19 protein-coding genes are annotated in these 21,430 nt (G+C 37.9%); 15 read left to right on the top strand and 4 right to left on the bottom strand.

The window, feature by feature from the left end:
• The first annotated feature begins 39 nt into the window (after positions 1–39).
• The 5 genes from ACIQX2_RS12630 (at position 40) to ACIQX2_RS12610 (ending at position 5,181) form a co-directional block, all read left to right on the top strand.
• On the top strand, positions 40–975 hold the full coding sequence (locus ACIQX2_RS12630) for an HD-GYP domain-containing protein (protein ID WP_402850813.1): 936 nt from the start codon (positions 40–42) through the stop codon (positions 973–975).
• A gap of 14 nt (positions 976–989) precedes the next feature.
• Positions 990–2,366, top strand: coding sequence for a class II fumarate hydratase (gene fumC / locus ACIQX2_RS12625; protein WP_402850810.1), 1,377 nt, complete (start codon positions 990–992; stop codon positions 2,364–2,366).
• Between the two features lie 139 nt (positions 2,367–2,505).
• A complete protein-coding gene (locus ACIQX2_RS12620; RefSeq protein WP_402850807.1) occupies positions 2,506–2,997 on the top strand; it encodes a PCYCGC motif-containing (lipo)protein in 492 nt (163 codons plus the stop codon).
• A gap of 208 nt (positions 2,998–3,205) precedes the next feature.
• The gene (locus tag ACIQX2_RS12615; protein ID WP_402850804.1) at positions 3,206–3,895 is read left to right on the top strand and encodes an ABC transporter ATP-binding protein; all 690 of its coding nucleotides are present in this window, start codon (positions 3,206–3,208) and stop codon (positions 3,893–3,895) included.
• Positions 3,895–5,181, top strand: a complete 1,287-nt coding sequence (locus tag ACIQX2_RS12610; protein ID WP_402850801.1) for an ABC transporter permease — start codon at positions 3,895–3,897, stop codon at positions 5,179–5,181. Before ACIQX2_RS12615 ends, ACIQX2_RS12610 begins: the two co-directional genes overlap by 1 nt.
• Positions 5,182–5,231: 50 nt before the next feature.
• On the opposite strand, the gene ACIQX2_RS12605 is transcribed toward ACIQX2_RS12610, so the two are convergent.
• From ACIQX2_RS12605 to nhaC, 3 genes are read right to left on the bottom strand one after another with little or no spacing between them, the layout of a single operon-like run.
• Positions 5,232–5,495 carry a hypothetical protein gene (locus tag ACIQX2_RS12605; RefSeq protein ID WP_402850798.1) on the bottom strand — a complete coding sequence of 88 codons (264 nt, stop codon included), beginning with the start codon at positions 5,493–5,495 and terminating at the stop codon, positions 5,232–5,234.
• Positions 5,496–5,532: 37 nt separating this feature from the next.
• Positions 5,533–6,696 carry a class I SAM-dependent methyltransferase gene (locus tag ACIQX2_RS12600; protein ID WP_402850795.1) on the bottom strand — a complete coding sequence of 388 codons (1,164 nt, stop codon included), beginning with the start codon at positions 6,694–6,696 and terminating at the stop codon, positions 5,533–5,535.
• 52 nt (positions 6,697–6,748) lie between these two features.
• The gene (gene nhaC, locus ACIQX2_RS12595; RefSeq protein WP_402850792.1) at positions 6,749–8,128 is read right to left on the bottom strand and encodes a Na+/H+ antiporter NhaC; all 1,380 of its coding nucleotides are present in this window, start codon (positions 8,126–8,128) and stop codon (positions 6,749–6,751) included.
• Positions 8,129–8,302: 174 nt separating this feature from the next.
• Here nhaC and ACIQX2_RS12590 point away from each other — a divergent pair, with 174 nt between their 5' ends.
• From ACIQX2_RS12590 to hflX, 4 genes are all read left to right on the top strand, one after another.
• The gene (locus ACIQX2_RS12590; RefSeq protein WP_402850789.1) at positions 8,303–9,934 is read left to right on the top strand and encodes an AMP-binding protein; all 1,632 of its coding nucleotides are present in this window, start codon (positions 8,303–8,305) and stop codon (positions 9,932–9,934) included.
• 77 nt (positions 9,935–10,011) lie between these two features.
• A complete protein-coding gene (locus ACIQX2_RS12585) occupies positions 10,012–10,449 on the top strand; it encodes an RDD family protein (protein WP_402851330.1) in 438 nt (145 codons plus the stop codon).
• A gap of 145 nt (positions 10,450–10,594) precedes the next feature.
• Entirely contained in the window at positions 10,595–11,338 is a 744-nt protein-coding gene (locus tag ACIQX2_RS12580; RefSeq protein WP_402850786.1) for a VOC family protein, read from the top strand.
• Positions 11,339–11,350: 12 nt separating this feature from the next.
• Positions 11,351–12,622, top strand: a complete 1,272-nt coding sequence (hflX, locus tag ACIQX2_RS12575; RefSeq protein WP_402850783.1) for a GTPase HflX — start codon at positions 11,351–11,353, stop codon at positions 12,620–12,622.
• Between the two features lie 424 nt (positions 12,623–13,046).
• Here the strand turns inward: hflX and ACIQX2_RS12570 are convergent, their stop codons facing one another.
• A complete protein-coding gene (locus tag ACIQX2_RS12570) occupies positions 13,047–14,765 on the bottom strand; it encodes an ABC transporter ATP-binding protein (protein ID WP_402850780.1) in 1,719 nt (572 codons plus the stop codon).
• 323 nt (positions 14,766–15,088) lie between these two features.
• Here ACIQX2_RS12570 and ACIQX2_RS12565 point away from each other — a divergent pair, with 323 nt between their 5' ends.
• From ACIQX2_RS12565 to ACIQX2_RS12540, 6 genes are all read left to right on the top strand, one after another.
• On the top strand, positions 15,089–16,576 hold the full coding sequence (locus ACIQX2_RS12565) for a peptide MFS transporter (RefSeq protein ID WP_402850777.1): 1,488 nt from the start codon (positions 15,089–15,091) through the stop codon (positions 16,574–16,576).
• A gap of 73 nt (positions 16,577–16,649) precedes the next feature.
• Positions 16,650–17,495, top strand: coding sequence for a DUF6612 family protein (locus tag ACIQX2_RS12560; protein ID WP_402850774.1), 846 nt, complete (start codon positions 16,650–16,652; stop codon positions 17,493–17,495).
• A 261-nt stretch (positions 17,496–17,756) separates the two neighbouring features.
• Positions 17,757–18,707, top strand: a complete 951-nt coding sequence (locus tag ACIQX2_RS12555) for an ABC transporter permease (protein ID WP_402850771.1) — start codon at positions 17,757–17,759, stop codon at positions 18,705–18,707.
• Positions 18,700–19,653, top strand: a complete 954-nt coding sequence (locus tag ACIQX2_RS12550; RefSeq protein WP_402850768.1) for an iron chelate uptake ABC transporter family permease subunit — start codon at positions 18,700–18,702, stop codon at positions 19,651–19,653. Before ACIQX2_RS12555 ends, ACIQX2_RS12550 begins: the two co-directional genes overlap by 8 nt.
• Positions 19,650–20,411, top strand: a complete 762-nt coding sequence (locus ACIQX2_RS12545) for an iron ABC transporter ATP-binding protein (protein ID WP_093061620.1) — start codon at positions 19,650–19,652, stop codon at positions 20,409–20,411. Before ACIQX2_RS12550 ends, ACIQX2_RS12545 begins: the two co-directional genes overlap by 4 nt.
• A gap of 19 nt (positions 20,412–20,430) precedes the next feature.
• The gene (locus tag ACIQX2_RS12540; protein ID WP_402850763.1) at positions 20,431–21,429 is read left to right on the top strand and encodes a siderophore ABC transporter substrate-binding protein; all 999 of its coding nucleotides are present in this window, start codon (positions 20,431–20,433) and stop codon (positions 21,427–21,429) included.
• Position 21,430 lies beyond the last annotated feature (1 nt).

The raw sequence follows: 21,430 nt of genomic DNA, 5'->3' as shown, positions 1-21,430 counted from the left end.
GAAATAGCCGAACGTTGTCAGAGGTATGGGGGGTAAATTGTGCTAACAGTTGAACAGATAAAGGACATACGAACGAAGGCATCTCTGCCAAGAGTATTTACAGATCAATCGGTTACGACATATCTTGGACGTGCAGAAAATATTTCTTACTCTTTGTATACATTGCTCCCTAATACAACAACTTGGGTTTATAATAATTCAAATAATTTGGCTGATTTTGTGGAGCGTTATACTATTTTAACCGGGGACCTAGAAATAGATAGCGAAGGTAAAAAGTCTATACTACATCGTGGGGATGTAATTAATGTTAGAAAGTGTAGTGGTGTCGTTACATGTAATGCGGAATCACATGTAGAGATTTTATTTGAAATGACTTCCACCCTATTCGAAAGAAACTTTACAGAGCGTGAGATTATTCAACTTGACGCTAAACGAATTCAAGAAGTGGACGGATATACTTATCATCATTGCTCGAGAATTCGTGATTATTCTATTGAACTATGGAAAAGGATGAGACCAGGCAGTCAAGGAGTTGCTATTCTATCGATGGGTTCGTATTTTCATGATATTGGTAAGCTAGCCATTCCTCTAGAGATATTGAACAAACCGGGTAAACTAACGGATGATGAATGGAAAATCATAAAAATGCATACAACTTTAGGGGCAGAAATGATGCGCAATCATGAAATAGAAAGAATCCGTAAAGCCGCTTTTATTGTAGAAGAACATCATGAACGTTATGATGGAAAGGGATATCCATATGGTTTAATAGGAAACGAAATTTCTATTGAAGCTTCAATCGTTTCAGTGGTGGATGCGTTCGACGCAATGACTACGAATCGAGTATACCGAGGGGCAATGACGATTGAGGACGCCATTCAGGAGATGAAAGATGGAAAGGGTACTCAATTTCACCCAGAGGTAGTGGATGAATTTTTAGCAATGCTGGAAGAAAAACAAAATAAATGGATTTAAAAGGAGCGAGGTTAATGTCTTATCGTATTGAGCATGACTCTATGGGAGAAATTAAAGTTCCAGAAGATAGCCTTTGGGGTGCACAAACGCAACGATCTAAGCAAAACTTTAAAATTGGTACGGAGAAGATGCCAATTGGTGTAGTGCACGGATTGGCACTTTTAAAGAAATCTGCAGCAATCGTTAGTCATTCGCTAGGAAACCTTTCAGAAGACAAAAAAAATGCAATAGCAGAAGCAGCAGATGAAATATTAGCTGGAAAACTAGATGCGCATTTTCCACTAGTTGTTTGGCAAACAGGTAGCGGAACTCAATCTAATATGAATGTTAACGAGGTAATTGCTCGTCGTGGGAATCAGTTGTTAGAGGAAAAAGGAAGCGAAGAACGTCTTCATCCTAACGACGATGTGAACAAATCACAGAGCTCCAATGATACATTCCCGACAGCTCTTCACATTGCTGGAGTGCTTGCAGTAGAGAACCAACTATTACCGGCAATTGACGTATTGAAGGAAACATTAGGAAAAAAATCCGAGCAATTTATGGATATTATTAAAATTGGTCGTACACATTTACAGGATGCTACACCATTGTCACTTGGACAAGAGTTTAGCGGATGGCATAGAATGCTGGAAAAATCAGCGAAAATGATTTCACAGAGTGTTGAAGATATGAAAGAGCTTGCCATCGGTGGAACAGCAGTTGGTACAGGTTTAAATGCACCAAAAGGATTTGGTGACCAAGTGGCAGCTGAAATTTCTAAAGCTTTAGGAATTAATTTCACATCAGCTAAAAACAAATTCCATTCGTTAACCAGCTATGATGATGTTGTATATGTACATGGTGCAGTGAAGGCACTGGCTGCAGACTTGATGAAAATTGCGAATGATGTACGCTTATTGGCAAGTGGACCACGCTCTGGAATTGGTGAAATCTCTATACCCGAAAATGAACCGGGAAGCTCGATCATGCCTGGGAAAGTAAATCCAACCCAAAGTGAAGCGATGACAATGGTTGTTGCACAAGTAATGGGAAATGACACAACAATTAGCTTTGCAGCAAGCCAAGGGAATTATCAATTAAACGTCTATAAACCAGTTATTATTTACAATTTCCTACAATCAGTTGGATTATTAAGTGATGCAATTTTGAGCTTCAATAATAACTGCGCAGTTGGAATTGAACCAAATCTAGATACAATTCAGCATCATGTAAACAACTCGCTAATGCTTGTAACTGCATTGAACCCATATATTGGTTATGAAAATGCAGCGAAAATTGCAAAACATGCCCATAAAAACGGAACAACATTAAAAGAGGCAGCTATTGCATTAGACTTACTGACTGCGGATAAATTCGATGAAATCGTTAGACCTGAAAAAATGATTTAAGAGGTTATTAGAAAAGCGGAAGCGCCTATGTCAGCCCCGACAACGTGTCGCAACTGACTGACCCGCATCGTGGGGTCCCATAAGTTGAAGCAACTCGAGGGGCTAGACAGATAATAAGAAAAAAGGATTGTTTTCTAATATGAAGAAAGTATTATTTATTTTATTCAGTTGTATATTATTGCTATCCGCTTGTGGACAGGAAAAAAAACAAGTAAATCATGAAGAGCACGAGGATCATGTCGGCCATCTAGAAAATGGAGATATACAAGAAACAACGGCATCAACAGACGTATTGCCTGATTTCTTAGATGCACAGTCCGATGACATGAAGCTTGTATATCAAGCTGCTGCAAAGGCGAATGATGTATTAAAATGGATGCCTTGTTATTGTGGGTGCGGAGATAGTGCAGGTCACAAAAGTAATTTCAACTGCTTCGTCCATGAGATAAAAGAGAATGGTGAAGTCGTTTGGGATGATCATGGAACTCGTTGTGCAGCTTGTCTAGAAACTGCTATTGCTTCCATCCAAATGATCCAAGAAGGAAAGTCACTCGTAGAAATTCGCAATACAATTGATGAAACATATAAAGAGGGCTATGCAGCACCAACTAAAACACCAATGCCTTCATAACATAAAAACTGCTCCTTTTCACATTTGTGAAAAGGGGCTTTTTTTTGTGGATTTTTATTAATCGGTCGAATAACAAGGATAACCGGTTGAATCCCCACAGAATCACCCCATTCGAGCCTATCTTAAGAATTTCTTCATTTTTATCCTTCTAAAATGTTAAGAAATGGTAGGTACAATGAGGGGAGTAGAGAAACGGGAGGGAAAGTAAATGATACAAGTTCAGCAAGTGAATCATACATTTCTGATAGGCAAAAAAGGAAAAGAGAAGAAAGTACCGGTTTTAAAAGGTTTATCGTTCGAAGTAAAACAGGGAGAGATTGTGGCGATTGTAGGAAAAAGTGGTTCGGGTAAGTCCACTTTGCTACATACGATTGCAGGATTTATGAGTCCTGAACAAGGCTCCATAACAGTAAATGGACAAGAAACAGCGAATTTAAATGAGTCGGAAAGAGCCGAATTCCGCTTGAATAATTTTGGTTTCATCTTTCAAAACTTTCAACTGATGCCTGGATTGACTGCTTTTGAAAATGTAGAGCTCCCACTAAAACTAAAGGGTATACCCTCGAAACAAAGGAAAGTAAGTGTGGGGCAAATGATGGACAAGGTAGGGCTAACGGAAGTTGGAGACCATTATCCAAATGAATTATCAGGTGGACAGCAGCAACGTGTAAGTATTGCACGTGCCTTAATAACAAAACCACCTATACTATTTGCAGATGAGCCAACGGGGAGTTTAGATTCTGAAACAGAACAGGATATTTTATTGCTCATACAAAATTTAAATCAAACACTTGGCGTTACATTTGTGATGATCACGCACGATGAGGAAGTGGCAAGTATCGCGCATAGAACATTTAAAATGCGAGATGGGGAATTAGTGAAGGGGGATGTTCTATAATGTTATTCAAAGATCAGGTCGACTTTGTCCGACAACATATTAAGAAAAATAAATTACGTGTTTTTATGACAATACTTGCGGCAACGATGGGCTGTGCGTTTTTAATAGTACTAGCTTCCATTGGTTTTGGTATCCAAGATACGATGCGCAAGGAAATCCTACAAGATCAAGCCATCACGGAAGTAGAAGTTTACCCAAATGAAAATGAAGAATTGAATCTGGAAGAAATCAAATCTGTTCCATATGTTGGAGCAATCGTACAAAGAACAAGCATGGATGTTATGACAAGCTTCCACTTAGAGGATCGTTCGATACAAGGAAACCTGCTATTAACTGATATGAAAGAGGAAGAACAATCAAATCTTAAATTATCAGAAGGAAGATTACCGCAAAATGAATCGGAAATTGTAGTAGGATATCATTTTGCACAGAATTTATGGACAGATGCAGAACGTGCAAAAGTAGTAGAAGAAGAGGCAGATTTACCAAAGGGGTATGAAAAGTCGATTATAGGTAAAACAGTTACCTTATCATTACAGCCATATGATTCGGAAGATGCATTCTCAGAACAATGGAAATTTACGGTAGTAGGAGTAGTGGATAATCCAGCAAGAGACTGGATTATAGATCAAAGTATTTTAATGGATAAATTATGGCTAACTAAACTAAAAGGAGCTTATGAAGCAAATGCAGAACAAATTCCTGAAAACTTCACTTATACAACCACTAAAATCTATACATCTAGTTTAGAGCATGTAAAATCAGTGACAAAAGATTTAAAGGATATGGGTTATAATGTCTATTCTGTATCTGAGCAATTAGAGCAAATTGATGTGTTCTTTATGGCCTTTAAAATAGGATTAATATTCGTTGGTACTATTGCAGTTCTTATATCATCTATTGGTATTTTCAATACGATGACAATGGCTGTAACGGAGCGAACCCGTGAAATTGGCGTGATGAAAGCAATTGGGGCTAGTCCTAAGCTAATTCAACGATTGTTTTTAATGGAAAGCGCATGGATTGGAATCATCGGTACTGTCCTAGCGGTAATTATTTCATACGCAGTAAGCTACCTTGCTAACTGGATATTGCCAATGGTTGTTGGGTCTGCATTAGGGGAGGAGGGACTTCAAGAGTTATCCATTACATTTTCATTGATTCCTTGGCAGCTAGTGGTTTTAGCTTCAACTATTAGTATTGGAGTCGCGATGATTTCTGGCTGGAGACCAGCTCGCAAAGCAACAAAAATTGATGTCATTCAAGCATTGCGTCAGGAATTATAATAGAAAGAGTGAGCGGGTAGTGTCCTAAGACATTTCACGCTCACTCTTCTTTATCCAGAAATCGCAAAATATGCGACAAATAGTACAAGCACAACGACTGCATTTATTAAATTATATTTCGTCCTAGAAATGGCTTGATCTAATCTTCCAGATTTATTTATAAATACAATACCAAGATAGGTGATAAAAATCGCCAAAAACAAAGCAAAAATAGGAGGCATTGCATAAACGCGAGCATCGATAAAATGCACAATAATAATTGCGATGGCCATTGCTATACCATAAGCAACTTTTTTAATTGTTGGTTCTTTCATCATAAGATCCTCCGCTGGCGTAGTATTTCAATCGATATCAATTCAGATATTCCTTCAATTCATTCTCCAAAAATGGATTAGCGTTTAGCATCTGTTTAAATTGTTCATATCCTGCCATTTGTTCCTTGGTAGGTTTTTTACCCGTCTTATAGGCACGTATCAATATGTTTTTCGGTGTATTTTCCATGTCGATAAACTCGACTAGTTGAGCCTCGTAACCGACCATGTTCAAGATTTCTGCTCGAATAGAATCCGTTGCTAAGGCAGCAAAACGTTCCTTTATTAGCCCGTGTTTTAGCATAATATCGAGGCCAGGTGCATCTAGCTGAGTATTTAATTCGTGCTGGCAGCAAGGTACGCTTAATATTACGCTCGCATCCCATTTAACCGCTCGTGCAAGTGCCATATCTGTTGCAACATCACATGCATGAAGCGTGACTACCATATCAACAGCCGTTTCGTCATTGTAGTCATTAATATCTCCTACTAGAAATTCTAACTTCTCATATCCTAAATCATCTGCAATTTGTGCGCATTCCTCAATGACTTCCTTTTTCAAATCAAGTCCAGTGACCCGAATATCAAGCCCTTTTTCGATTTTCAAGTAGTGATACAAAGCGAATGTCAAATAAGATTTACCTGAGCCAAAGTCGAGAATTCTAACGGTTTTATCCTTTGGTAAGTAGGTAAGTGTATCATCTATAAATTCGATGAAGCGATTGATTTGTTTAAACTTGTCATACTTTTGCTTTTTAACTTTTCCATCAGCTGTCTGCACGCCTAATCGGATGAGAAAAGGATAGGGTGTATTTTCATCCAACAAATAATTCTTTTTTCGATTATGGGAGAGGTCTACTGTTTTAGTAGTCGCAACTTTCTTTGATTTCCACATAACTTTGTTTTTCTTTGAAAGCTGGGCCTGTACTTTTTCCGCTTTGAAATCTATATGAAGCTGTCGAAACTGTTCTAAGAGTTCATCTAATGTTTCTGTAAATGTATCTAGTGCAATATTTTCGTGCTTCAATATTCGTTCATATTGGTACTCTAGTTGGATATGATACGTATTCTTAATTTCAATTGGTTTTAATTTTACACGTTTCACTTCATTGGACTTTGCACGTGGTTGACTAATAGTTGCAGTGACTAATTGCTTTGTTAATATTTGCTCAAGCAAGTAATCCTTCATTTCCTGAAATTCCATAAAATCGCCTACTTTTTCGTAATATACTTGGAAATAGTGTATCACATCAACATCATTTATTATAAGTAAGTGTTTTGCCAGTCATCCCGAAGAAAATTGTGAGCACTGGACACAGTAAACAGAAAAACGCGAATGGCAGGTAGTCGATTGTTGAGATGGATAGTACATCTGTGATGAATATTCCACATACACTCCAAGGAACCAGTGGATTTATTACAGTACCTGCATCCTCCATCACACGAGCTAGGTTTTTATTGGCCAATCCGACTTTTTGGAAATGAGCTTGAAAAGTTTCACCTGTCAATAAAATCGATAAATATTGTTCTCCGATAAGCACATTCACTCCGATTGCCGTAAAAGCTGCAGCTGAAATGACCTTCCCAACACTTGTCAGTAAACTCTCCACTTTCTGTAGCAAACTTTGGACAATGCCTAAAGTAAACAATAGCCCACCCATGCTCAGAGCAAGTAAAACCAATGAGATAGTGAACATCATACTAGTCATTCCACCTCTAGAGAGTAGGGAATCGATTGCCTCTATCCCAGTTTCAGATGTGTAACCACTAAACAAAATTTGTAATACCTCACTTGCCGGGAAAAACTGATGAAAGTAAGCGACAGCTATAGCACTGGCAGAGGTTAGAGCAAGGGCTAACATTGCTGGTACTTTTTTGGCTGAAAGAACGATAAGCAAAACTAAAGGAAGTAAAGAATACCAATGAATCATACCGGTTTGTAGTAGACCATCTTTAAGTACATTTATTTGTTCCAGCTGCTGTATTTCCTTGCTAGGAGAAAGTAATGCATAACCCACAACTGCGATAACAAAAGCTGGAATGGTCGTCCATCCCATATTACGGATATGCTCAAATAGATCCACGCGAACAATGGCCGATGCTAAATTCGTTGTATCAGATAATGGTGACATCTTATCACCGAAAAACGCACCCGAGACAACAGCCCCCGCTGTTATAGCAAGTGAAATATCCATTGCGCTTGCGATCCCGACAAAGGCAACACCGACAGTTGCGACAGTTGTTAAGGAGCTTCCGATGGCTAAACCAATGATACAAGTAATTAAAAAGACAATGGCAAAGAAAAAATGTGGTGATATGAATTGAAAACCCATATAAATAAGGGTTGGTATTGTTCCACCGATCATCCAGCTGCTTATTAAAATTCCTATAAAGAAAAAGATAAAAACTGCTCCGAGCCCGGTTTTAGCTCCCTCTATAAGACCTTCCTCCAATAAATTGAATGGTACTTTTTTTATGAACCCATACAGGATTAAAAGTAAAATAGAAAATAGAATAGGCATATGTGGAACAGCTTCTAAATGTATAATGCAAACTGCCATTAAAGTAATGATTACTAAGATAAGAAATAATGCCTCTCGAAAAGGAGGCGTAATTGTAGATGAAATTCGAAACATAAGATATCCTCCTAAACTAGTTTTAACGCTTTCGCAATTCAACGCTTTCAATCACGAAAGTAATTAGGATTTTACCATGTTTCAACAAACTGTCAATTGGTATAGGAAATGTCTATTTCATCTGAATTTTATGATAAAATAGAATGCATATAAACAATCAAAGGGGTGATTGATTTGTTAAATGAAAAAACAGTTGGGGAAATTGTGAAAGAAGCAGCAAGAATATTTCCAGACACTGAAGCGTATGTGTATCCAGAGCATGGTATTCGAAAAACCTATAAGGAATTTGATGAAGAAACAGATGAACTAGCGAAAGCTTTTATCGGTATGGGTATCCAAAAAGGGGAGCATGTGGCCATTTGGTCGGATAATAAAAGGGAGTGGCTACTTAGCCAGTTTGCGACAGGGAAAATGGGTGCAGTTCTAGTTACGGTAAACACGAATTATCAAGAGAAAGAACTAGAATATTTATTGCAGCAATCCGATGCTACAACTCTCATATTATGTGAATCTTATAAAGGAACTTCCTATTTAGATATAGTGCGATCTATTTGCCCAGAAATCACTCGGTCAGAAAAAGGCAATATTCATTCCGAAAAGTTTCCACATTTTAAACGTGTCATTGTAATGGGTGAGAATGAGCATAAAGGGATGTATAGATGGTCGGAGCTGTTAGCATATGCCCAAGCGGTTACGGACGAAGAACTGGAGAACTCTCTAAATTCTCTTCACAATGATGATGTTATAAATATTCAATATACTTCAGGGACAACTGGCTTTCCTAAAGGTGTGATGCTCTCTCATAAAAACGTAGTAAATAACGGACAGCTCGTAGGTGATTATATATATTTGACAGAAAAAGACCGTCTTTGTATTCCAGTACCGTTTTTCCACTGCTTCGGGTGTGTAATGGGCACAATTGCATCCGTAACACATGGGACTACAATGGTCATTATTGAACAGTTCGATCCAGGAAAGGTACTTCAAATGGTTCAGGACGAAAAATGTACAGCATTGCATGGGGTACCAACAATGTTTATCGCCGAATTGAACCATCCAGACTTTAGCCAATTTGAATTGTCATCGCTGCGAACCGGTATTATGGCTGGATCCATTTGTCCAATAGAAGTGATGAAAAAAGTGATGAATGATATGGGCGCAACTGAAATTACAATTGCTTATGGACAAACGGAAGCATCTCCAGTCATTACCCAAACGAAGACGGATGATCCGATTGAAAAGAGAGTGTCCTCCGTTGGTCAGGCACACCCAGGAGTAGAGGTGAAGATTATCGACCCGATCACTGGAGAAGATACACCAACAGGAGTTCCAGGAGAACTTTGTACGAGAGGTTATTTAGTGATGAAAGGCTATTATAAAAACGAACAAGCAACTATGTCAGCAATCGACAGTAAAGGTTGGCTTCATACAGGTGATATCGCAGTAATGGATGAGGAAGGTTATATCGATATTACTGGTCGTATTAAAGATATGGTCATTCGTGGCGGAGAAAACATCTACCCAAAAGAAGTGGAGGAATTTTTGTATCAGCATCCGATGGTACAAGACGTACAGGTAGTTGGAGTACCAGACCCAAAATACGGAGAAGAGCTTATGGCATGGATTATCCTAAAAAGTGGACAGCATTTAACTTCAGATGAATTGAAGGAATACTGTAAAGGGAAAATTTCATTTCATAAAATACCAAAGTATATTGAATTTATAGAGGCATATCCAATGACAGCTTCTGGGAAAATCCAAAAGTTTCTTCTTCGTGAAATGTCTAAGGAGAAAATCGAGGCGTAATTCGAATTATTTCCTGGGAAATCGACAAATTTCATTTAAATATAGGGGGACTAAACTAAGTGAATGCAACTTTTCTTATGCGATTCAAAGCGTTTATGCTGGATTATGTATTGATATTTGCCTACTTGGTTGTTCTCGTTATTATTAATGTATTTTTATTCCCTTCTGTACAGAGTTTTTTTAGTGAATCACTTGTAGTAGCACAGCTCACAGGATTTCTAATGGTGACTTTGCCAGTTTCACTCTATTTTATTATTAGTGACTCAGTGATAGTTGGCCAATCATTTGGAAAGAGAATGATGGGTATTAAGGTGGTCAATGTTAAGGATGAAAATCTTCCGATACTACACTCAATTTGTCGAACCACATTGAAATTTCTACCTTGGGAGCTTTCGCATTATTGTTTATCACCTCATTTTTCTTGGAGAAGCAAAAGTACCGTTTATTTACTATGTCATTGGAGGTATTATTTATGCGCTTATGTTTGCATATATTTTAACCTCTATATTTTCTAAAAAGAAAAAATCACTTTATGATATTGTCGTAAAGACACATGTTGTTAAGCTAATATCTAAGTAAAACGGGAGGGCATCGGTTTTTCAATCGATGCCCTTTACACTTATTGGTATACTAATGAAAAGAGAAGTAGGAGGGGCTGCAATGTATTTGGATCATATAGTACATAGCGTTACGAAAAAGCCGCAAGAAGTAGCTAAGGATTGGACGGGAAAAGGAATACATGCAGTGGTGGGTGGTCAGCATACAAAGTGGGGAACCTATAATGCACTTCTTTATACGAGAACAAGCTATGTTGAATGGCTTGCAGTAGAACATGAAGAAGTCGCTAAAAATGCTAATCATCCATTGATAGACCTTATACTCCATGATTTGGATACGAGTGGAGCAGGGTTCAATACTATTTGTATTCGCACGACAGAGATTGATGGACTTAATAGTCAGCTAGAGAAGCAGGGTATAAAAACATCCGGAGTTTTACATGCTGAAAGGAAGACGACAAGTGGATTAGTACGTAAGTGGAAAATGCTATTTGTTACAGAAGAAATCAGTGAAGCATTACCTTCTCCATTTTTTATTGAATGGGAGGAAAGCGATGAGGAAAAGTATCGCTTGCTAGAAGAGGATGGAACAATAGTAAAAAGTAACTTAGAATTATCGATCACTGTCTGTGAGTTTCATGTTCGAAATCCACGGGAAGTGATGGATAAGTGGAAAAATTATTTTAAATTGATTGAACACGATGAGCATACTTTATTGCTGGAAAATACGCGCTTACTATTTAAACAAAGCAACAATACTAAAGAACGACTGGCTAGCATCGAAATAGCTGGAGCTAAGAAACAGGAAGAAATCATATACGAGCAAGCTACCTATCGCTTTATATAAAGGAGAAATTATATGGATGAATTAATAGAAAAGGCCATACTCGTTGCAGTTAAACTGCAAAAGGACGAGCATTTTGAGTATGAATTAGAAGAACTTCACAATTTAGCAGAGGCTTTAGATGTAGAAGTAGTAGGTGAAGTAACGCAAAACCTTGAAAGAGTGACTACATCTCATTATGTTGGTACGGGGAAGGTAGAGGAGATTAAAAACCTCTATGACGAGACCGGGGCTAATCTAGTCATTTTCAACGATGAGCTATCTCCTTCCCAAATAAGAAATCTAGAACGTGATCTAGAATGTAAGGTTATTGACCGGACGATGCTGATCCTAGATATCTTCGCTCGTCGTGCAAAATCGAATGAGGCCCGTATGCAAGTAGATTTGGCGCAGCTTCAATACATGCTTCCTCGTCTGGTAGGACTTCGAGCATCTCTTGGTCGACAAGGCGGTGGAACAGGGGGTGGATTCAAAAACCGTGGTGCTGGTGAGACAAAGCTAGAGCTGGATAGACGTAAAATCGAGGACCAAATCGCAAAGCTTAAAAGAGATCTCGATCATGCCAAAGATCAAAGAGAAACACAGCGAAAGCAGCGTAAGAAAAACGCTATACCAGTAGTATCCTTGGTTGGCTATACGAATGCTGGGAAGTCGACGATTATGAACCAAATGCTTCAAAAGGTTGGTCAAATGGATTCGAAGCAGGTATTTGAAAAGGACATGCTTTTCGCTACTTTAGAAACTTCGGTTAGACAGATTAAACTTCCCGACCAAAAGGAGTTTTTATTGACGGATACGGTTGGGTTCGTAAGTAAGCTTCCTCATCACTTAGTAAAAGCTTTCCGATCTACGCTGGAGGAAGCTCGTGACGCGGACTTGCTTTTACATGTTGTCGACGTCTCGAATGATGAGCACCGATTTATGATGGATGTTACGAACGAAACACTACAAGCTGTAGGTGTAGAGGATGTACCAACAGTTTTTGTATATAACAAATCAGATTTAGCCGATATGAAATACCCATATGTGGCTGGAGATAATATTTGGATTTCTGCGAAAGAGGGAGCAGGGCTGGATGAATTATTAGACATTATTAAAAAACATATTTTCTCTAACTATGTTCGCTGTTCACTTCTGATTCCATTTGACCGTGGAGATATTGTATCTTACCTCAATGAGAATGCGTCTGTTTCCTCAACTTCTTATGAAGAAGAAGGGACAGTTGTCCAGGTAGAATTGAAGAAATCCGATCATGATCGCTTTCAAGAATTCCTATTTGTTCAATAAAACCTTGAAAAGGATGAATCACCTGAATGTTGGAGAGAATCATCCAAATGTAACAGGGAATCACCCGAATATCGCAGAGAATCACCGCAATGTAACAAAGAATCACCCGAATACCGCAAAACCATAAGATAAAAAAGTTGTCTCGCCAGTAGTTTCCTACAACGAGACAACTTTTTCATGCTTTAGGAAATAATAAAAACTTCGGCATATGGATAATTTGCTATAAGGATTCTCCGTTCAGACTCCAGCGCCTAGCCCGCCTGAGTCGCTTCAGACTTGCGGCTAGAGGCAAAAAGCGCCTTTATAGCAATTCTTCCTGCGTTTTCGGAGGACCACTGGATGTGGGTCATGCAGTTGTTGCGACACGAGGTCGCCTCCTTAGACTGTATTCCTCTAATAGGCGCTTGCGCTTTTGTACTTCGTTTTAAACCTCTTGAAACTGTATATTGTGCAGTCGCGCAAATATCCCATCCTGTGCTACTAACTCACTGTAGGAACCATCCTCTGCAATGCCGTCTTCCGTTACAACAAGCACACGATCTGCATCACGAATAGTAGCAAGTCTATGAGCAATGATAAGTGTAGTTCTATTTTCTGCAAGCTCCATTAGCGACTTCTGAATGAACCGTTCAGTTTCTGTATCAAGTGCCGATGTAGCCTCATCCAAAATTAAAATGGGTGGGTTTTTCAGGAACATACGAGCAATCGCTAGACGCTGCTTCTGTCCACCTGATAACTTAAGACCTCGTTCACCGATTTGTGTATCATAGCCTTCTGGAAGAGAGGCGATCATGTCCTCTAAATGTGCTTTTTTGGCAGCGTCTCGGATCTCTTCTTCACTCGCATCTTTTTTACCGTATGCGATGTTTTCACGAATAGATCCAGTAAATAAGAAAACGTCCTGCTGCACAATTCCGATTTGGGATCGCAAAGATTTCATCGTAATATCTTGGATATTCAAGCCGTCTACAGTGATGGCACCTTCTTGGACATCGTAAAACCTTGGGATAAGGGAACAAATAGTAGTTTTTCCTGCGCCAGATGGTCCAACAAAAGCGATGGTTTCACCTGCTTTAATAGACAAATCAATATTATCCAGCACTGGCTTTTGATCATCGTATCGAAAACCAACCTGTTCAAACGTTATGTCTCCTTTTAAACGCTCAACTGTGAGTGCATTAGACTTGTCCAGAATTTCAGGCTCCTGTTCCACTAAGTCTAAGAAACGTTTGAAGCCAGCCATCCCTTTTGGATACAGCTCCAGTAACGCGGTAATTTTATCGACAGGTTTGATCAGCACATTGACATACAGAACAAAACTAACAAACTCTCCGTAAGAAAGTGCTCCTTTAATGGTAAACCAAGCTCCGACAACTAGTACAACCAATGTCACAAGGCGAGTTAACATATATATACTGGAATGTGTACCAGCCATCACTTTATATGCAACCAACTTTGCTAAACGGAATTGTCCATTGTCCTCTTTAAAACGAGCTATTTCAAAGCTTTCATTGGTAAAAGATTGAACAACGCGAACACCAGAAACACTATCTTCCACTCGTGCATTGACATCGGCAATTTTACCGTACATATTCTTCCAAGCCTTATTCATCATAATGTTACCGTATGTAGCGACAACAGATAAAAACGGCACCATGACAATAGCGATAACGGCAAGCTCTGGATTGATATTGTACATTATCGTAAATGCACCGATTACGGTCATTATGGCAATGAATAAATCCTCGGGACCATGGTGTGCTAGTTCACCAATATCAAATAAGTCATTAGTTATTCGACTCATAATATGACCAGTCTTTGTATTATCAAAAAACCGGAATGATTGGCGTTGAACGTGAGTGAATAATTGCTGTCGCATATCGGTTTCAATATTAATGCCAAGTTTATGTCCGAAATAACTTACAACATACTGTAAAAAAGTACTGAGTATGTAGACCGCTAATAATAGAATGCTGACACGGGTAATCATGCTCCAATCACCAGTAGGTAACAAATCATCGATAAACCACTGAACAGCCACTGGGAACGCAAGCTCTAAAATTGCTACAAAAACAGCACTGCTAAAGTCAATGATGAAAAGCCGTTTATGTGGCTTGTAGTATGAAAAAAACTTCTTGAGCAATTAAATCACTCCTTTCTTCTATCATATCGACTATTATAACGAACAATTTCAAAAGTCGAAATAAATATATTAAGTTAAGATAAGTTATAATTCCAATTTTCGGTAATTATAATGCGAGGATATATTGAAAATTGGTTTATATAAAGGTTTTTCGAGTACTAATCTTCCTTATTGAAGAAGAATAGGTTTTTTGACAATAGAAAATGGGAAGCTTATAATATGTGTCTTATAAGTGCAAGGGCTTTAGGAAAATTTTCAGCTTCTAAAAGTATTTTAAAGCATTTCGGTACCTATAGCTTTTAAATTAGAAAAGAGGTAAAAAGATGGTAACAAGAGAGGAAGTAGTAAAATCCGTCCCCCAAAAGGGATTTTTTGGTCACCCGAAAGGATTACTATCATTGTTTTTCACGGAGTTTTGGGAGCGTTTTTCTTACTACGGAATGCGCGCAATTCTAATCTATTATATGTATTATGAAGTGACGCAGGGAGGACTAGGATTAGAGCGTTCTACTGCTAACTCAATTATGGCAGTGTATGGTTCCCTAGTTTACATGTCAGGGATTATTGGAGGTTGGATAGCTGACCGTCTATTTGGTACGACGAAAACCGTATTCTACGGTGGTGTCCTCATTATGTTTGGTCATATCGTCTTAGCATTCCCTGGAGGATTGACTACTTTGTTCGTGTCGATGGCCTTTATCATCATAGGGACAGGCTTATTGAAACCAAACATATCAAGTATTGTCGGTGATTTGTATTCTAAAGAGGATACTCGCCGTGATTCAGGATTTAGTGTTTTTTATATGGGGATCAATATGGGAGCGTTTATCGCACCTTTCATCGTTGGAACAATTGGTTTAGAATATAACTTCCATTTAGGGTTCGGACTTGCTGCAGTCGGTATGGCATTAGGATTAATCGTATTTTTAGTTACGAAAAAGAAATACTTAGGATTAGCCGGTACATATGTGCCAAACCCGATGTCTAAAGAAGAACGTAAAAAGGTATTGACGAGAATTGGATTTGCGATAGTTCTTATTCTAATTGTTGGATATATTTTAATACAGCAAGGGATTTTGACAATTGATGGATTCATCATGACCGTTTCCATTCTAGGTATCGTAATTCCTACCTTGTACTTTATCGTTATGTATAGAAGTAGTAAGACAACTGAAGATGAGAAGTCTCGCTTACTAGCATACATTCCATTATTTGTTGCAGCTATGATGTTCTGGGCAATTCAAGAGCAAGGGTCGAACATTTTAGCTCAATATGCGGATGAACGAGTAGATTTAATGATTGGATCGTTTGAGATTTCACCTGCCTGGTTCCAATCGTTAAATCCTTTATTTATCATTGCACTCGCACCGGTGTTTGCTTGGATGTGGTTGAAGCTTGGTGATAGACAACCATCTACACCAAAAAAATTCTCGCTTGGTTTGCTGTTTGCAGGGATGTCCTTTATCGTAATGATAATTCCAGCTTACTTCAATGGAACAGACTCTCTAGTTAGTCCGTTTTGGCTTGTACTGAGCTTTTTCCTTGTAGTATTAGGGGAACTATTATTATCTCCTGTTGGATTATCTGCTACTACAAAGCTTGCACCAGGAGCATTTGCAGCACAAACGATGAGTTTATGGTTCATGACAAACGCATCTGCGCAAGCTATCAATGCTCAAGTAGTTAAATTTTATACTCCGGAAAACGAAATTATTTACTTCGGTGTTATCGGAGCAATAGCTTTAGTAATTGGTTTATTACTGTATTTTATGACTCCATTGATCCAAAAATATATGCGTGGCGTTAAGTAATCCATAAGAATGAAACTTTTTAAATAGCCATCCCGTAAAGTAAGTATCTTACTGAGAAGGGATGGTTATTTTTATGAAAAAATGGACAGCACTATTATCGGTAGTAACCTTATCGTTAGGTTTGGCTGCTTGTAACGAAACTGCAACACCGGTACAAGAAAACGAGGTATCAGAAACGAGTAAGCTCACTTTACAAGAAGTATATGATAAGTCAATAAAAGCTTCTGAGGAGCTAAAAAGCTTAAAAGGTACAATAGATATGAAACAGAAGATGAGTATTCCGAGTGAAGGAATGACATTTGATATTAAATCTGTGATGGATATGGAATTTATAATAGAACCTATGCAAATGCATCAAAAAGGTACAACGACTATGATGGGCGATGGTGAAGGTGGAGAGTCTCAAGAGACTGATATGGAGACTTATATTACGGAAGATGCAATGTATGTGTATGAAGGCACTACTGCACAGTGGATGAAGTTTCCTCAGGAGATGTTAGATCAAATGATGGGTGCTACGAACCAAACTGATCCGACAGCTCAACTGCAGACTTTACAAGAGTATTTAGAAAAAGTGAAATTTGAACAAGACAACGAAAACTATATTTTAACACTTGAAGGTAGTGGTGAAGAGTTTACGAGTCTTGTACAAAAACAGGTAGATGAAGCGCTTCAAAGCCTTACTGGAGGAGAAAATGTAAACATGGACTTTACTATTCATTCGGTCAACTACCTAGTTCATATTGATAAGGATTCGTTCCAAACAAACAAATTGGATATGGTTATTGATATGGATATGACAATGGATGGAGAGACAATTAACTTGAACATGGATGCTAGTACCGACTTCTCTAAGTTCAATGAAATAGATGAGATTATCGTCCCTCAAGAGGTTATTGATAGCGCTACTGAAATTTAAATATATAGCTAGTGTCAAAAAGACTATTGTAATTGTTGCGAAAAAGCAACAATTGCAATAGTCTTTTTGAATTAAGGTTATAATGTAGTAAGATAGATTTGGACTAAAATAGGTTGAAATGGCATATATGTGTATTGTCAATTGAAAATCATTTTCATTTAATCGTTGACATGAATGGTCAAGGTGCTATAATTGGACTTGTGAGTAATTGATAATGATTTTCAATATCGCCCTTTCACAAAAAGAATGACGAGGATTGTTATGAAAAAAAGATATCTTGTAATTGCACTAGTAGCACTTTCTCTCTTATCTCTCTTTGTTGGTGTATCAAGCATTTCACCAATGGATTTGTTAGATTTTAACTCAGAAGAGACGGAAATTTTTCTTATTAGTAGAGTACCCAGACTAATTGCCATAATACTTGCAGGAGCAGGGATGAGTATTGCGGGTCTTATCATGCAAAGCCTTAGTAGAAATAAGTTTGTATCTCCAACCACAGCAGGCACGCTCGATGCGACTCGATTAGGAATTTTAATCTCGATGCTCGTATTTACAAATGCAACATATTTCCAAAAGATTTCCTTTGCATTTATATTTGCGTTAGCAGGAACACTGCTTTTCATGCAAATCTTGAATCGAATTAAATTTAAGGATGCAATATTTGTTCCACTTGTTGGATTAATGTTCGGAAATATTTTAGCCTCCATCACAACGTTTTTCGCTTACAAATCTGACATTATTCAAAACATTTCTGTTTGGTTACAAGGAGACTTCTCCTTAATTTTAAAAGGCAGATATGAACTACTTTACATAAGTGTACCAGTACTGATAGTCGCCTATATTTTCGCGAATCGCTTTACGGTTGCAGGGATGGGTGAAGATTTTGCAAAAAATCTTGGTCTATCATACAACAAAGTGTTGAATCTAGGTCTAGTACTAGTTGCTTTAATCTCTACGACTGTTGTTTTGACGGTAGGAATGATTCCGTTTTTAGGATTAATCATCCCGAATATTGTCTCCATCTTTAAAGGTGATCATTTAGAGAAAACATTACCACATACAGCATTACTAGGAGTTATTTTCTTATTGATCTGCGATATTTTAGGTAGGGTTATTATATTCCCTTATGAAATTCCGATTAGCATGACTGTTGGTGTAATCGGAAGTGCAATCTTCCTATTCTTGTTGTTTAGGGGGAAAGCATATGCGTAACAGTACGAAAATGATGATATTAATAGGTTTAGTTTTAGTTTCTATATCACTTTATTTATTTCAAGGATTAAATGGAAGCTATGATTATGCATTACCACGCCGTGGGATTAAAGTATTGGCAATGGCTCTAACAGGAGTAGCGATAGCATATTCCACTGTAATCTTCCAAACAATTACCCATAATAGAATTTTAACGCCGAGTGTAATGGGGCTTGATTCCCTATATATGTTAATTCAAACGGTTATTTATTTCTTCTTTGGCTCCATGTCCATTTTAGTTATTAACAAGAACTTTAATTTCGCGATCTCCGTTATTGGAATGATTGTATTTGCTTTATTACTATATAAATTTTTGTTTAAGGCAGGAAAACGTCCAATCTACTTCCTGCTGCTTGTCGGGATAATCCTTGGGACATTTATGGGGAGCATTACAACATTCCTTCAGGTACTTATAGATCCGAATGAATTTACAAGCTTACAAAACAAATTATTTGCAAGCTTTAATAATGTAAACGGTGATTTAGTCTGGCTAGCATTAGTTATTATTACACTAACGGTTATATATGGCTGGCGAAGCATACGAGAATTAGATGTCCTTTCTTTAGGTCGAGACAATGCTATTAACCTTGGTGTGGATTACGATAAAATCGTAAAAAAAATGCTTGTATTGTCATCAATATTGATCGCAACTTCTACTGCACTAGTTGGACCTATTACGTTTTTCGGCCTAATTGTTGCCAACTTATCGTATCAGTTCTTTAATACATTCAAGCATTCTACACTTATAATCGGAGCAAGTTTGATGAGTTTAGTAGCATTAATCGGAGGTCAGTGGATTGTAGAACGTATCTTTACCTTCGACACAACACTGAGCGTCATTATAAACTTCATCGGGGGAGTTTACTTCATCTATTTACTATTAAAGGAGAGTCGAACTAAATCATGATCCAAGTAAAAGAGGTTTCTAAGTATTTTGCTAAAAAGCCAGTTGTGGATAATGTAAGTGTCAATATTCAGTCCGGGAAAATTACTTCGTTTATTGGACCGAATGGAGCTGGGAAATCCACGCTATTATCTATGGTCAGTCGATTATTGGATGCAGACACAGGTGAGGTCCTATTAGATAAATCAGATGTACGTAAATGGAAATCTAATGATTTTTCAAAACGCATATCTATTTTAAAGCAATCGAATTATATGAATGTACGTTTAACTATTCGTGAATTAGTGGCATTCGGACGGTTTCCATATTCGAAGGGCCGTTTAAATGCGGAAGACGAGAAAATGGTCGACCAAGCAATTGAATATATGAATTTAGGTGATCTAGAGGACAGTTATTTAGATGAACTTTCCGGTGGTCAGCGCCAACGGGCATTTATTGCCATGGTTATTGCCCAGGATACGGAATACATTTTACTAGATGAGCCTTTAAATAACTTGGATATGAAGCACTCTGTTCAAATTATGAAAATCTTACGTAAATTGGTTGAAGATCTTGGTAAGACAGTAGTAATCGTTTTACATGATATTAACTTTGCTTCCGTTTATTCAGACTTCATCGTAGCTTTAAAAGATGGTCGTGTTATTAAAGACGGCCCAACACATGAAATTATTAACTCTGATGCATTAAAAGAAATTTATGACATGGATATTCCTATCCAAGAAATGAATAGCTGTCGTATCTGTGTTTATTTTAACTCATAAGAAAAGAGGAATAAGACAAATGAAAAACTGGAAATTACTATCTGTTATATTTGCTTTACTAGTATTACTTTTAGCTGCATGTGGAACTGAGGATGAGGCTGCTGAAAAGGAGTCTACTGATAAAAAAGCTACAGAAGAAACAAGTGGTGCTGGAGATTCATCTGTTTACCCATTAACAATTCCTCAGCCTGAGGGTTATGCAGAAGTGACATTAGAAGAAAAACCTGAAACAGTTGTAGTATTTGACTATGGTTTCCTTGATACATTAGATTATTTAGGTGTAGATGTAGATATGGTTTCGCAAGCTAATGTTCCAAGTTATTTAGAGAAATATGCAGATGAAGCTGCATACGAAAATGCTGGCGCATTAAAAGAGCCTGATTTCGAAGCAATCGCTGCTATGAACCCAGATGTTATCTTTATCTCTGGTCGTCAAGCTGACGCGTATGAAGAGTTAAGCAAAATCGCTAAAACAGTTTATGTTGGGGTAGATACTACTGACTACATGAATTCGTTCAAGGCGAACACAGAATTAGCGGGCAAAATTTTCGGTGAAGAAGAAAAAGTAACAGCAGCATTAGAGGAATTGGATACTAAAATTGCAGAAGTAAAAGAAAAAACTAATGGTATGGAAGAAAAAGCTCTGATTGTTCTTGCATCCCAAGGCGAGTTAAGTGCATACGGTGCAGGTTCACGTTTCGGTATAATCCATGACGTATACGGCTTTAATCAATCGGACGAAAACCTAGAAGTTTCTACTCATGGTCAAAGTGTTGCTTACGAGTATGTTCTTGAGAAAAATCCCGATATTCTATTTGTGGTGGATCGTGATGCAGTAGTTGCTGCTGAAGGCGAATCTGGTACAAAAGCTGCAATTGAAAATGATATCGTAAATAAAACAAACGCTGCTCAAAATGATAACATTATCTACTTAGATCCTGAAGTTTGGTACTTAGCAGGTGGTGGTCTCGAATCAGAAAATGCTAAAGTTGATGCTGTATTAGAGGCGCTTAAATAAT

It is taken from the genome of Psychrobacillus sp. NPDC096623, assembly GCF_044762655.1.
Lineage (GTDB): Bacteria > Bacillota > Bacilli > Bacillales_A > Planococcaceae > Psychrobacillus.
This window is presented reverse-complemented; position numbering and strand designations above follow the sequence as displayed.